General features: G+C 40.6%; 14 protein-coding genes and 3 tRNA genes. 8 read left to right on the forward strand and 9 right to left on the reverse strand.

The window, feature by feature from the left end; genetic code table 11:
• Positions 1–143 precede the first annotated feature (143 nt).
• On the reverse strand, positions 144–1,103 hold the full coding sequence (locus WC473_03185; GenBank protein MFA5124802.1) for a hypothetical protein: 960 nt from the start codon (positions 1,101–1,103) through the stop codon (positions 144–146).
• A 323-nt stretch (positions 1,104–1,426) separates the two neighbouring features.
• On the opposite strand from WC473_03185, the gene WC473_03190 reads away from it, so the two are divergent.
• Both WC473_03190 and WC473_03195 read left to right on the forward strand, forming a co-directional pair.
• Positions 1,427–2,674 (forward strand): hypothetical protein, encoded by a 1,248-nt coding sequence (locus WC473_03190; protein MFA5124803.1) that lies wholly within the window; start codon positions 1,427–1,429, stop codon positions 2,672–2,674.
• Positions 2,675–2,990: 316 nt separating this feature from the next.
• Positions 2,991–3,815, forward strand: a complete 825-nt coding sequence (locus WC473_03195; GenBank protein MFA5124804.1) for a hypothetical protein — start codon at positions 2,991–2,993, stop codon at positions 3,813–3,815.
• Between the two features lie 271 nt (positions 3,816–4,086).
• Here WC473_03195 and WC473_03200 read toward each other — a convergent pair whose 3' ends face one another.
• The 6 genes from WC473_03200 to WC473_03225 all read right to left on the reverse strand — a co-directional run bounded on the left by WC473_03200 (position 4,087) and on the right by WC473_03225 (position 8,188).
• Entirely contained in the window at positions 4,087–4,755 is a 669-nt protein-coding gene (locus WC473_03200; GenBank protein MFA5124805.1) for a hypothetical protein, read from the reverse strand.
• A 152-nt stretch (positions 4,756–4,907) separates the two neighbouring features.
• A tRNA-Asp gene (locus tag WC473_03205) sits at positions 4,908–4,981 on the reverse strand.
• 34 nt (positions 4,982–5,015) lie between these two features.
• On the reverse strand, positions 5,016–5,504 hold the full coding sequence (gene rpsP, locus WC473_03210; protein MFA5124806.1) for a 30S ribosomal protein S16: 489 nt from the start codon (positions 5,502–5,504) through the stop codon (positions 5,016–5,018).
• A 149-nt stretch (positions 5,505–5,653) separates the two neighbouring features.
• The gene (pgsA, locus tag WC473_03215) at positions 5,654–6,247 is read right to left on the reverse strand and encodes a CDP-diacylglycerol--glycerol-3-phosphate 3-phosphatidyltransferase (protein ID MFA5124807.1); all 594 of its coding nucleotides are present in this window, start codon (positions 6,245–6,247) and stop codon (positions 5,654–5,656) included.
• Positions 6,231–6,923 carry a hypothetical protein gene (locus tag WC473_03220; protein MFA5124808.1) on the reverse strand — a complete coding sequence of 231 codons (693 nt, stop codon included), beginning with the start codon at positions 6,921–6,923 and terminating at the stop codon, positions 6,231–6,233. The genes pgsA and WC473_03220 overlap by 17 nt, the downstream gene beginning before the upstream one ends.
• Before the next feature lie 131 nt (positions 6,924–7,054).
• Positions 7,055–8,188 (reverse strand): hypothetical protein, encoded by a 1,134-nt coding sequence (locus tag WC473_03225; GenBank protein ID MFA5124809.1) that lies wholly within the window; start codon positions 8,186–8,188, stop codon positions 7,055–7,057.
• Between the two features lie 163 nt (positions 8,189–8,351).
• Between WC473_03225 and guaB the strand changes: the two genes are divergently transcribed.
• The 4 genes from guaB to WC473_03245 all read left to right on the forward strand — a co-directional run bounded on the left by guaB (position 8,352) and on the right by WC473_03245 (position 11,285).
• Positions 8,352–9,767 carry an IMP dehydrogenase gene (guaB, locus tag WC473_03230; protein MFA5124810.1) on the forward strand — a complete coding sequence of 472 codons (1,416 nt, stop codon included), beginning with the start codon at positions 8,352–8,354 and terminating at the stop codon, positions 9,765–9,767.
• A 92-nt stretch (positions 9,768–9,859) separates the two neighbouring features.
• The gene (locus WC473_03235) at positions 9,860–10,558 is read left to right on the forward strand and encodes an ATP-dependent Clp protease proteolytic subunit (protein ID MFA5124811.1); all 699 of its coding nucleotides are present in this window, start codon (positions 9,860–9,862) and stop codon (positions 10,556–10,558) included.
• A gap of 202 nt (positions 10,559–10,760) precedes the next feature.
• Positions 10,761–10,831: transfer RNA gene (locus tag WC473_03240), tRNA-Ala, on the forward strand.
• 154 nt (positions 10,832–10,985) lie between these two features.
• The gene (locus WC473_03245; GenBank protein ID MFA5124812.1) at positions 10,986–11,285 is read left to right on the forward strand and encodes a hypothetical protein; all 300 of its coding nucleotides are present in this window, start codon (positions 10,986–10,988) and stop codon (positions 11,283–11,285) included.
• Between the two features lie 108 nt (positions 11,286–11,393).
• Here WC473_03245 and WC473_03250 read toward each other — a convergent pair whose 3' ends face one another.
• On the reverse strand, positions 11,394–11,921 hold the full coding sequence (locus tag WC473_03250) for a hypothetical protein (GenBank protein MFA5124813.1): 528 nt from the start codon (positions 11,919–11,921) through the stop codon (positions 11,394–11,396).
• A gap of 670 nt (positions 11,922–12,591) precedes the next feature.
• A tRNA-Arg gene (locus tag WC473_03255) sits at positions 12,592–12,663 on the reverse strand.
• Positions 12,664–12,824: 161 nt separating this feature from the next.
• On the opposite strand from WC473_03255, the gene WC473_03260 reads away from it, so the two are divergent.
• Both WC473_03260 and WC473_03265 read left to right on the forward strand, forming a co-directional pair.
• Positions 12,825–13,463 carry an MBL fold metallo-hydrolase gene (locus WC473_03260; GenBank protein MFA5124814.1) on the forward strand — a complete coding sequence of 213 codons (639 nt, stop codon included), beginning with the start codon at positions 12,825–12,827 and terminating at the stop codon, positions 13,461–13,463.
• Between the two features lie 25 nt (positions 13,464–13,488).
• The gene (locus WC473_03265) at positions 13,489–14,301 is read left to right on the forward strand and encodes a hypothetical protein (protein MFA5124815.1); all 813 of its coding nucleotides are present in this window, start codon (positions 13,489–13,491) and stop codon (positions 14,299–14,301) included.
• Positions 14,302–14,315: the final 14 nt, after the last annotated feature.

A 14,315-nucleotide genomic window follows, 5' to 3' on the forward strand; every position in this document is an offset into this window, starting at 1 on the left:
CTAAAAAATCGCCATTTAGGCGACTTTTTATAATCTGTTCCGTTTGCGGACTGGTGAGGTCAAGTACCAAAATATAGAGGTCTTTCAAAGCTTTTTTGGACTATTTATTTTAGAAAATTTGAGGTGTTAGGGTCATGATATATTTAAAATGGCTTATTTTTTTCAAGCCAATTTAACGAATAAAAATCACCAAGATGCATTTCTAAAGATAAAAATTGATCCTCTAGGAAAAAAGCATACTGTTTTAAGTCCTCTTCAGATCCATAATTTTTATATACCTCATTTATCAAATGAGTTACTCTTTTTCCTAGTCTTTTACCGTCTATTGGGTCTAATCGTTTGCCATCATGGACAATATCATTTCTAATCTTGTATGCTTCCCAAATTACATTTGCAGCATTTTCACCATTCATAGGACACACGATATTCATATGAGTCTGTAATGTGTTTTTAAAATCAATCTTTCCATTTGATTTATAAACTTGGATTCCATGATACTTGATAAATGTTTCAATTGATGTTATGGATTTTCTAATACAATCTTCATAATTGCCGCTAAAATATGCATGCATTGAATCAACCAAATCTCGTATATATGTCCGATTAAATTTTGATTGCAAATCAACTAATGGAGGAAATGAACCAATGGCCATGGGCCACATCACTAAAATCCTTTCACACGTTTCGCTTATAATAATACAGAGATCAGAGATATCCATTACTGAATACGTCCGTATCAAAAAATGTCCCTTTAAATATCTTTGATTGAGAATCTCATGATTCACATACGGCATTATTTCAGCAATATATGCAACTATAAAATTATCGCCTCTATGCTTTTGCTGAATGTCTTCAATCAATTTTTTAGAAAGTTTCTCTCTAATAGTAATACTAATAATAGAGCCTCGCTGATTTAGCCAAACCGTTTTTTCATCAAAATTTATGACGGCATCACTAATCTCTCCTGGAGAAAATAGCTGGGCATGAATTTCTACTGGAATTTTTACATTGTCCTCTACATATTCTTGCCCTATGTAATATCTTAAATGTTTTGGTTTATATGCTGTATTTTTCAATTTTTTAAATATTTTCGAAAAACTCATAAAAATGTAATTAAAAAAAATCGAGCACAAAGCTCGATCTTTTTATGCACATTTGAAGTGCTCGGGTCGCTCGATAAAACGAGCTTAGTGGCGGGGCTTACGGGGCAATTTTGGAAAAATTGATTGGATGGAGGTGGTGATAGATTGGCCAAATTGTCTAAAATTTAACAAGCGCTTTATTTGTTGATAATTTTCTCCTTGACGGGGCAATAATAATATGGTAATATTAGCTATTACTCAATGTGCGAGTAATGTAGTTGGAATTGGGCGGAAGGCCTAATTTCAAGGTTCCTTACAACGGCGGAATGCCGAAGGAGAACATAATGGGAACGAAACATAAACAAAAAAGACAGCCGCAGGACAAATTGGGATACTGGCTACGAAAACTCCCAATTTGTCGAGAAATTGTGGTCTCGCAAATGCAAGAGTGTCCGCCGATAGTCCCCGAGTTAGATGTCAAATATCAAATCGCGGATACGGCAACAATGCATTTACAGGCAAACAACATTCATCTTTATAGTGGTCGGTATCTCATCGGCGACAATAATGAGCGTGGCACACGTTTTGAATATGCCTTGGCCGTGGATGCTAAGGGAAAAGTCATTAGCCGATTAGAATGGCGACGAGGTACTCTCGGACCAAATAATACCGAACTCTATCTTAAATATATTTTTGGTTTTGGTAAAAAACCTGAGGTTATCACACAAATCAAGGAAATCTATTGGGTGACTATCTATCATTGGTATACCGCTCCGACACCCACTGATACTAATCCAGTAGAACCGAACTTCGGTAATACCATGAAGAAGATTGAAACTCACATCATCGTCTTCCGTAAGCCAAGAAATAAATCGTTTGCTGAGCTGATTGAACAAGCAGAACGCGAGAAGGAGGAATGCGAAACCGCATACCTGAGATTCCCAAAAAAGATGCCAAAATATCACGGCATTGAGGCGGCCTTACGCGCCGGATGCAAAATGCACGCCTTTTCTTCCGGTGGTGGCCTGCGAGTGGTACGTCTGGAAAGAGCTGCAAAAGACGGAAAGCGAAACATCAATTATCCAAAATTAATGGGCTATGGCGAACATCCACATATTGAGGAAGCTCTCAAACAACTTAATGAAGATTATTTAGCCGGCGGACGACCTTATAAAAAGGTTTACGGCAAACTCTATCCCCACTATCTTACTGGCGACACAGTTTCTACCAGCAACATTGATTGGTGGATTCGTAAAGGCAGTACCTTTGATTGCTGGTTTGAAAATGGTGAGGTAATATTCCAATTGGCCGGTCTAATTCAAACAGAGACGCCACCATTAGTACTGGCTGCAGTCGAAACTGAAGGAAAAACAGTTCGTTGTAGTAATCGAGGATACACCTATGAGGCCTCGCCATATCTTTTTGCTAATGGAGAAATAGGCAGCTCATCGACTGTAATTGAAGGACCGGCTGACCAACCCAATAGCGATGCATGGATGTATCACATCAATAAAACTGGACACGGCCAGAGTTTCTGGGAGGCAATGAAAGCCGCTTTTGAAGCGCCAGAAATTGAGGTCACGAGTAACTAAGCACACCAACACCGAGGACAAGAAAGTTCTCGGTGTTTTCTTTTTTCTAAAATCACCTCTGTCCCGTCCGCCCTAACCGCAAATCAACAAAAAAAGATCTACTTTTATAGGCCTTTTTATGTTGTTCCATTAAGCGGAGGGTAATAGACGATGTTAGAACTTATCTTGATGGGTGTAAGGAGAGTTTTGAGATGCCTAAAATTGGCGTTTGACATAATAATAAGATTATGATAAGTTATTACATTAGTTGTAATAATTTTGGTCTTTAACAAAACAGGCTATCCTAATCGGGAGGCCATAACAAGGAGAATATCAGATGCACAAGAAAGAGCTGATTGGCCGATTAGAGCAGTTTGTTGTCACTTTTGAACAACGTAGGCCGGCGTGGAAGGGTCAGCGGTCATTCGCCAACTTCCTAATTTACTATCTCGGCAAGCTCAATATACCCAACGACGAAAAGTATGACTTCTGGGATATTGACCACTACCTGCCAGAACTGATGGTGGATGCTTTTGAGCAGCTGCGAACCGGCACCGATGAGGAGACCGCTCGTTTTCGTAGCGAGTATGAAAAGGATGCAGAACACGAAGTGCCTAATATCACTGACCTTGGCGTGACTGATACTTTACATCAATGTTTTGCCGTTCAGACCACGCTAGGATTTCTGCTCAAAGATGTTATGGAAAATGATTGGATTGAACACCACATTGAGACCTACTGCAATGCCCAATTACACGTTCTTCAACAGACCTTTGATAAATTCACCCGACTTGTCTATCGACGAGGATTGGGTGAAATTATTGAAAAATGTCCCAAAAGCGGGATGAGCGGTAAGTTTGGTGATGTTGAACTCCGTACCTTCATAACAGCCGGTCGCATTATGTTCACTTTTGCCAAACCAATAGACAAGAGTAAGAAAAGCTACTATAAGGACGGTGATAAAACGTATTGCAACGAATGGAGTGTTTCATTTATTGGCGAAGATGGCGACCCGCTCTTATTGAGTGCCGGCATGCAATCAATTGGAGCAGACTTCCGCACCGCTCTTAATTTGATTGAAGAGGTTATTAAGAACTGGCCATCAGCCCCGAAACAACAAAAGAGGATTTACAAAGCAAGCCCCAATGTCAGTTTAGTATAACGATTAACAATGTTAGATGCTCATTGCGTCCCGTGGTATTTTTTACACGGGGCGCTTTTTATTTCCCGAATGCCGTCGGTTCCATCGTCCCGTTCTCAGTATAAAAAAACACCCCGATTATGGGGCGTTTTTCGTAGGCGGAGGGTAATAGACGATGTTAGAACCTATATTGGTGGGTGTGGAAGGAGCTTTGAGATACCCCAAATAATCCCCTGACAAAAAAACGCTCCAGGTTATACCTGAAGCGGATGATGATATGCGACTTTAATCATTAGCCCTTAAGTGATGCGGAAATTCGTTTGCAAGAATCTTCAAGTAGGTCATGGTTCCACGACCAACGTGCTGGACAATCCCTACAAAGACAAATTACGCTTCTGCGGCCATTCGGATTTTTCATAATATCACCAAAGAAGTAAACGCATTCTACTCCCTTACTGTCATATAATTTCTCCAACACACAATCTTTGCCGTAAGCTATGTAGTTCCGCCAAAGAATGAGAAAGGCCTTGACCCCAAGTTGGATATTACCACTCTCTTCGGCGCGTCTCAATTTTTCCTCGCCGGTGATTTTTAACTCACCCTTATTGAGATGCGTCTCAAAAAGCACATTCTCCCAATTGATAAACACTAATCTTTCAGCGCGTAAGTCACGCTTGTCCCAATCATAAATTTCAAGACACTCACCAAAAAAATCCCGTATACTGCATCTATCGAAAGATTGGACATTGATTGTCACACAAGACAGCCCCAGTAAATCCAGAAATCTATGGAATTTTCGCTTAAGGAATTGAGTAGCCACTGTCGGGTTTTGAAGTTTATAACCACTGGGAATTTTACTTGTAACGGGCAATGATGAATCAAGAGCCGAAAGCATAAAGCCACCAGGAACATCCTGGTCATTCAATACGGCTGATTCATTGACTTTTTGAACTCTTGCCATTGTTCATTTTCTCCTCTCGAGTTTGTTTTTATGAAAGAACACTCCATATTCGGATAAGTTATAATATCAAAACAATCAATACTTGTCAATCGGTTCCATCGTCCCGTTCTCGGTATAAAAAAACACCCCAATTATGGGGCGTTTTTTGTAGGCGGACCGGACGGGACTCGAACCCGCGACCTCTGCCGTGACAGGGCAGCGCTCTAACCAACTGAGCTACCGATCCAAAACTCTCTCTAATATTATAGAGAGAGAATAAGTTATTCAGTTTTTGCTTCTTCGGCTGGGGTCGCGTTAATAGTTTCTACAACCTCTTCAGCCGGCTTTTCTTCAGTTACGGCCTCAGTTACAACTTCTTCAACTGGAGTCTCAATAGTTGCTTTAGCTGCTTCCTCAACGGCTTTAGCATCGGTCTCAGCCTTTGCCTTAGCTTCTTCGGCGGCCTTCTTATCGGATTCTATCTGCGCCGTACGCTTTTTGCCTGGTTGAGTCTTACCAGCTCTAACTTTATCAGCTTTAATTAAACCCAAGTTAACTAATAAGTTATGGACAGTCGGGGTTGGTTGAGCTCCCTTGCTAATCCAAAAAGTCACGCGATCAGCTTTGATTTCCGACGCTTTGGTATGGGGGTTATAAGTTCCCAATTTCTCCACATTATCGCCCCATGGATCTTTAGACTTTTCCACGACGATTAGGGAGTATAAAGGATGTTTTTTCTTGCCTGTTCGAGATAATCTAATTGATAACATAAATAATATAATAATTAAAAATGGGCTTTGGGGCCCCTTTACGAGCACTCTGACTAATCAATAATTTAGCATATAGAACGATAAAAGTCAAGATGAGACAAAAAAGAATAAAAATAAACCGGCCATAAAGACCGGTTAAAGTACAAGACCTAAGCCTCTTTTATGAAATAACCAACATAATCCCAAAAGGAAATAATGGTTACTATCAGAGCTGATAGTGAGAAAAGTACGGACAAAGCCACTAAACCAGCGTCAACCGCCAGAGGTACGCCCCAAAAGTGAGCCCCTAAGGCAGTAATGACAGTAATCAGCATGGCAGTCTGGGTATTGGCCTTGCGCTTGCCCCAAGGTCGAGCTGCCAAATCTGCACCGGAGGTGGCGCAATAGGCGCGCAAAAACCATACTGTCAATTCACGAAATAGAAACACAGCCATAATCCATAAAGGCAAAATGTTTAATGCTGTTAAACAAAGAAACATCATTAAATGAAAAGTCACGTCGCAATAAGGATCATACAGTTTTCCAAAGTCAGACACCTTATCCCAACGCCGAGCCAAAAAGCCGTCTAAAAAATCTGTTGCTTCTATAACCACAACAACCAATAAGCACCAGGCCAAAGATACGGCCGAAAAATACATGAGCAACGTCATGGCCAATGGTGTTAAGAGTAAACGAATAGAGGTTAAAGCGTTGGGAATGTTATCCCTAGTCAGAATGTTAATTACCCTATGCTTTATCATCATCTATCTTCTCCTTCCTGTTGACGCCACCTTCTTCCCTGACATCACCAGGATTCATTTGTCTTTCCAACCAACGACGCATCTCGTTTTGCTTTGCTGAAGCCGCGAGGTCAGTTACTGTTCTAAAATCATCCGCCTCAGCATCTGTCTCGGGACAAAAACCTATTTGTTCTCCGATCTCCCCACCACCTCCCTCATCTTCATCTGTGTCTTGGTCGCAGTATTCCGTCAGGACAGCTCCCGCTAAGTCTGGCAAGAGAGAGGGGAGAGACTTGGTCAAATCAATGACATCAACCTCTACCGGTTCTAACTGGTCGTTAATTTTCATTAGTGATGGCAAGCCAAAATGTTGACTAAAAATATATTCCATAATTGACATCGCATCGTCTTGCCAATCATATTCCAAATAAACGGCGTCGCACTGGGAAACGCAATGAGACAAAAGCGACAGCGTCTGTATAAACCAGCGCCTGGACTCTTCGTCATATTTTTCAATTAACTTTTTGTCTATGGCGGTACTCTTTTCCGCCAACTGCAACTGTACTTCTTGGCTTTCCAAAAAAGTTATCGGATTAACAACACTTAATCCTAGTTGCTCAAGCCAGCTTTCAATTCGGTCAAACTTTTTGGCATCCTTTTCCAAATCACCGCTTTTAGCACTACAAATGTATATCACCATAGCTAATCCTCCTTTCCCTGGTAAAACTAAGTTAAATTGTCAAAGTCCGATTAGCCGTATCTTAACCAAAACAACGTTGAAAGTCAAAAAAACCGCCCTGACGAAAGTCGGGGCGGAACTGAAAGAACTGATTATCGACCTCCGCGTTTACGCTGGACTCTTTCCAAAAATATCGGGCCATTAATGGTTTTACCTCGATCCCGATCCATCAAAAAGAAAGCTTGTCTTGGCTTTTCAAAGTCTGCCTTAATAGACAAAGCATACGCATTATAACCAATCATTGATCCGTTACAAACATAATTTCCGCCGTCGCGTAATTGGTGCCAATGGCCGATAACGTCTAAATTAGCATGTTTGGCTTTATTCCATTGAGCAATGGCTTTATTGAGTGGGATAGTAATTCCGCCGACTCCACCGTGATATTTAATACCATCACCATGATGAAATCGCAACACTTGATCATAAACCTGGACATAAGCCAGATAACTCTCGGGAATAATGAACTTCACGCGCTTCTCGTTTAGCGCTTGATAGTGAAGAGCCAACATATTATAAAGAAGGAACTCCAAAGAAGTACCTGTTTGATTGGCATGACGTTTGAGTTTAGTGAATCGACCATGGTTGCCACAACAGCACGGAATGATTAAATTACAATTAGTCTGCTTAAGGAACATGTCTATACCGGACACCAAAGCATTTCGTACTAACAGCAAAGCTTTAGTGGGAGGCAAAACATTAATTTCTTGTAATTCCTCATGCAGGTAATTAGAAATAAAATCTCCGAGTAGCGCAATAATGATTGTATCAATGCAGACTTCTTGCTGATTCATTTCTATTAGACGCAGAGAATTCTGAAAACAATACTTATAGCGCGCATCAAAGGTAGCCAGGTCATAAGAATTAAGTCCATTAACTGTTTCCGGATCAACCTTCTCTTCTGCATGCCAGTCACCGTAGACTACCACAGCGACAGCCTCAGAAGTGTTAGTGCCTTTCTTGGGTAAAATCTCCGTTACTTCTGGATCTTGCTCTAGCGACTTTACCGCTTCAACAACCTTTTCCAAATCACGGTAACGGTTAATCAACTCACGATACTTTCTTTCTACGCCTTTTATCTCTTCTTTGTGCTGTCCTGCAATCAAATCTAAATCAACACTCCCTGAAATACTAGGGTTGGCTTCTTTAAAAATAGCTAAGCAATTTGGACAATCACTGCGCGGCACTCGCTTGCCTTGATAGGTTGGGTGTTGTTTGCATTTACTCATGGGACTTCCTCCTTCCCTTGTTGTTTACTTAATTGTTGCCTTGTTTAAGTTTTAATGTGCTTTAAATCACCCTCCAGAAATTATTTTATAACCTCATCTTATCCCCAGCAGAATAAGTTGTCAATAGTGGGAAAACTATGTAAGATATCTAAGGTTCAAATCTATGCTTAACATCCCTTTAGCCCTGACTTATGACGACGTCTTACTTCTACCTAAGAAGTCGGAAATCGTTTCTCGCCGTGACGTGGATACTGCCACCCGGCTGACGCGGAACATCTCACTCAAGATTCCGTTGGTTTCGGCTAACATGGATACAGTCACAGAAAGCCAGATGGCCATAGCTATGGCGCTTAAGGGCGGTATTGGCATTATTCATCGCTTTCTGGATTTAGAGACACAAGTAAAAGAAGTGACCAAAGTCAAACGCAAGCAACATATAGTAATTGACCACCCTTTCACTATTTCCCCTTGGGCGACTTTAGGCGAACTAAAAAATAAAATCTCCGAATTGGGTTGCAATGGTTTCTTGGTAACGGATAAGGATAATAATCTGGTCGGCATTGTCAGCCGGCGCGATACTGACTTTATCACTGATGACGATGTGCTGATTGAATCAATTATGACGCCAAAAACCAAGCTAATTGTCGCCAGTCCAGACATCACGCCGGAACAAGCGCGCCAAATATTCCGTTTGAATAAAGTAGAAAAATTACCATTGGTGGACGCGGATTTTAAGGTTAGGGGATTGATAACGCAAAAGGACATCTTAATCTACGGCAATAGTGAAACAGCCAAGGACTCTAAGGGACGTTTACTGGTAGGAGCGGCCATAGGAGCGGGAGACGACTTCTTGGAACGCGCCCAAGCGCTGATAGAAGCAGAAACAGATGTAATCGTGATTGATATCGCCCATGGACATTCACTTAATGAACTTCAGGCGATTTATAAGATAAAAGAAAAATTCCCGCAAGTGGAACTTGTTGGCGGCAATATTGCTACGGCGCAAGGCGCGCTGGATCTGATTAATGCCGGCATAGATGCGGTCAAAGTCGGTATCGGCCCCGGTTCTATCTGTACCACCCGCATCACCACTGGTTTCGGTGTGCCCCAATTATCGGCAATCTTCAATATCGCCTCGGTCTGCCAACGTCATCAAGTGCCGTTAATCGCCGACGGCGGTATCAAACAGCCGGCTGACGTAGTAAAGGCTTTGGCCGCCGGCGCCGACACGGTGATGATCGGCGGACAATTCGCCGGCACTGCCGAGGCACCCGGTCCAGTTATCACCTACCAGGGCCGGCAATATAAAATTTCCCGCGGTATGGCATCACTGACTGCCGCCCTATCACGACCCAACGCCAAGGAATCAATCCAACAGATCACGCCAGAAGGCATTGAAGCGCGCGTCCCCTATCGCGGTTCAGTGACTAATATCATTGACCAATATGTCGGCGGTTTGCGTTCCGGCATGAGTTATGGCAACGCCAAAAAAATTGACGACCTACGCGATTGCCAATTCATTCGCATTACCGAAGCCAGTCGCGTGGAATCAGGCAGTCATGATAACGAGATTTTATAATCTTTATTGACTTTAGAATATTGAGCGGGTAATATCATAATTAGAACTTTAAAACAATAAATGCCTCATGACAAAAGAAAGGGAGGGTAATCATGAAAGACGCACAAAGGCGCAAAAGATTCGGTATCTCTACTGGTGACGCTTGTGCCATTGATGTCCTGCATAATTTCGGAATTGATTTGCAAAATAGGCAACTTTGGATTAGCGGAACCAACATTGACTTGTTAACGGCTGATGACGCAGGTCCGGAGCCAGGCGTTGAATACATGATGTCTAACAGAGTAATCAGAAACTTGCATCTTCTGAGATTGCGTTCTGAAACTGCTCCGGCTTTAGTCCATTTGCACACCTGTGGCGGAGATTATCATGAAGGTATGGCTATTTACAACGCCTTACGTTCCATGCCCTTCCCCATAACCATTATTTCTTATACCCATGCCAGAAGCATGTCTTCAATCATTATACAGGCGGCCGAGAAGCGCGTTCTGATGCCTGACTCTTACTTTATGATCCATTATGGGCAATTGTATGCCGGTGGTGAAGCTAAAACAGTCAAGAGCAACGTTGAATTCGATAAAATCGGCACAGACAGAATGTTAGATATTTATGTTGAGAAGGCCAAAAAAGGAAAGAAATTCATAAAATGGAGTGAGACTCGCATTCGCAACTTTCTAAAAAGAAAAATGGATGAAAAAGGCGATTTCTTCTTGATGCCGGAAGAAGCTGTGGAATTCGGTTTTGCTGATGAGGTCTTTGACTTTGACTGGCAAAGACTGACTGAGTTTAGCTAATTGACTTTCCAATTTAGCTATCTAGAACCTCGTTCTTTACTAACCCCGTAATCTTCGGGGTTTTAAATTTGGCTAATTTTAGATAAAATTATCTTATATTTATTTAATTATTTGTGAACTACTTTCCCACTTGAAACTTTCCAGAAAATGCTTTATAATATATTACATCGTTTTGATCAATAAACTAGCGTTTAACAATTAAGGGCCTATAGTATAGCGGTAGAACGGTTCCATGGCATGGAACAGGTCAGGGTTCGACTCCCTGTAGGTCCACAAATAAAATAAATTGGCTAAAATTAGCCAATTTATTTTATTTTAAAAAATTATTCAGTTGACAAAAAATTATTACTGCGATATGATTATAAATCAAATTAATGCAGTTTAAAACCCACAAGTTAACCGCCCAAAACAGGCAAGGAGAATCACCGTGGGCCATAAGAGGAAAGAAACTAAGACAAGTAAAGCCCCGCAACACCCGATGGTAGGTCAAATGATTTACGTTGGCCCCGGACCGGAATGCACGGGCGGACAAGCATTGATTACTGAAACAGAAATACGATTCAAAGGCAAAAAGAAATCACTCTTTGTCAAACTGAATGCCCATCCCAGAGGGTTCCTGAACTGGACCAACGGTCTAAGGCCAAAACAAAAGGCTCTTGAAAAAAAATACGGCGATACCAAGGCCAAGTACGATCCGGATGATCGTAGTTGGGGTATGCCAGAATAGAACATAAACCCCCGAATCATGTATTCCGGGGGTTTTTCGTTGCCTAATTATAATTCAATAATAATAAAAACCCGAATACAATCCGGGTTACGCAAAAGTGCAATATAATTAATAAACAATCGTCCAGCGATAAAAGTTGTGCCTGCTTACCTTGACCATTCCACTATCATCTATAATCTCATCTTTAATGAAGTCACCTCTTAGTACCATACCGGGACAAAGATCCAATGCTTCATTTAGTGACAAGAATAACACCTCTCTCGGCCCGTCAATAGAAAAAAATCTTTTGTAGAGTTTGGTCATTACCCTTTTTCTGTGGTTAAATTCTTTTCTCCATTTTAGCAATTCGCTATAATTCCCTGAACTTATAGCGCTTCGCTTTTCAGACATCATTGAGAGATGATCCATTAGTTTTTCATGGATCTCCGCTTTTTTTATGGCGTCAGACCTACTCAATCTACTAACGGAAACCTGCAAGCAACCTGACATTGACGGCCTCGGTTTAACAGATTCCACGTAAAAGTAAGCTTTGGCGTTCTTAATATCGGTTGCACTATCTCTTTTAGTCACGCAACCGACGAACAAAAAAGAAAATACAAAAACTGATAGCAAAAACAAAAAACTGATACTTCTCACTGTTTTCCTCCTTTTAGTTAGACACCTACGACCGTATTAACTATTACCAATTATCAATGTTCTAAACTTAACCAAAACAAAGATTCCTAGTGCTCCTGATAACCAATCATAGCACTTTCTAAACTATTTTTCAATACCAAGTTAATTAATATTATTTTCACGTTAAACCGCTAAATTTATTCTATTTTATATAACATAAATTAGCTAAATTTAGCCAATTTGTTTAAATTTAGCCAAATAATTATCAACCTTGGTCTCAATGTCTAGACATGTCTAGACATTTATCCCACATAGCAACAGGTTATCCACAGATTTCCACAATGTCGTTAATTTCTTTTTTTACTAAATTTAGATAAAAATGGCTGTTTTAGCAAAATCTATAAACATAACTAACTCAATAACAGTGGAATAAAAAAGTAATGTCTAGACATGTCTGGACATTACTTAAATTTGTTAAAAAACTTTATTATTTAAATTTAGCCAAAATTATTTTTCATTGTCTAGACATGTCTGGACATTACGCAAACAAAAAATTATAACAAAAAAGTTATAATCTTAAAGGCACCATTTTTCTACCCCTATGCGGAATATTAAGATACCAAATGACATTACCGGTAAAATAACCACTTGTTATATTACCGCGCAAGACTTTACTAAAAAATACTTCTTTTGCTCTCATCAGGAATCGAACCTGAATCTAGGGCTTAGGAGTCCCTTGTTCTATCCGTTGAACTATGAGGGCGTAACTTGGCAAAACGAGACAGGAGTAGCCAATATTAACCACCTATTGAATAATGAAGTTTAAACTGTCTAGTTACTTGATTGACGAAGTAAAATTCTGTATAATTAAGACAGATTTATTAATGAGATGACACATCTCAAATCAATTTTACAGTAAAAATTATGATAATTCAATGGTTAGGCTTATCGGCCGTAAAAGTCCAGACTAAGGGCCAAGGAGAAGAGTTAGTAATTGCTCTGGATCCGTTTGCCGATAATGGCTCCCTAAAAATGCCGCGTTTCCAAGCCGACATCGTAATGGCATCCAGTAATCATGAAGAACACGCCAATTTTGAGGCCATCCGCGGAGAGCCCTTTGCTATCGTCCATCCCGGCGAATACGAAACTAAAGGCATTTTTATTTACGGCATACCCGGTGTAAACTCTTCTGATAAAGAAAAGCTTCAAAACACGATTTATAAAATTATTGCTGAGGAAATCTCCATTGTTCATTTAGGCAGATTAAATAAGACTCTAACCGATGAACAAGTTGACCAACTGGGTAATGTTGACATCCTATTCCTGCCAATCGGTGGCAAGGATGTTCTGGATGACAAGAAAGCGATTGAAGTCGCTTCACAATTGGAGCCAAGAATAATTATTCCGATACACTACAAAATTAATGGACAAAAAACTGACTTGGCTGATGCTGGCGATTATCTCAAACATTGCGGTTTAAAGTCAGAGACTCAGGAGAAGTTACGGGCAAATAAAAAAGATCTGCTTGCTGAAGATACCAGAGTAATCATTCTAACGGTTTAATTAAAAATCATTTGAACCTTTTCCCATGCGTCAAAAAAAATCTTCCACCCCGCGGCGGAAACAATCAGGAGGCCCGAAAAAAAGCACCTCAAAATCAATAAATAAACCAGCAGAACCGCGCTATATCAACATCAACACTCCGCCCTTAGAAAAAAGGGCCGTATTGGTCTGGCTGATTATTACCGTCTTAATGGCGGTAGTTGTGATTTGTTGGTTCTTATCTTTATCCAGCAATATCGCCAGTGAAACTAAGAATCTTAATTTGGAACAAATAAAAAAAGAGATTGATTCAACTTTAGGCAAGTTTGATTTATCCGGTAATATCGCTTCTACTACTCCTTTGATATCACCGGAAGATTTAACGACAATAAAAGAGAATGTACTTAAGGAAATAAGACAGAACGAACCGGAATTATGGCCGGAAAAAACTTCTCTCGTTCTTGGTCTGACATTCCGTCTGCCACCGAACTGGCAAATGGATGAAAGCCAAAATACTCTGCGTTTAACCGATTATGCTTTAAACGGCGACATACCTGAGGCTTTTACGTTAATAACCATCACAGCTCAAGCTGACAGCCGCAAACAATCGCTCTTTTCCTGGTTCTCTCGCAATAAGATCGATTTAAAAAGCTATTCTCTTGATGAAACCTCTCTCAACTCCACCAGCACCGATGTCTTATATTATACCCGCACTGTTCCGGTGGCAGGAGAAATTGATCGACGTGTTTATTTAAAAACAGTAGACAAAGTTTACGAAATACAAATACTGGGACGAGGAGAAGACACCATTTCCAATCAAATAGTGAATTTAATCATAGGCAGTATTAGATTAATTTAAATTTGCCAGTCATT

This window comes from Patescibacteria group bacterium (assembly GCA_041650895.1).
Classification (GTDB): Bacteria; Patescibacteriota; Patescibacteriia; order 2-01-FULL-39-33; family 2-01-FULL-39-33; genus CAISTG01.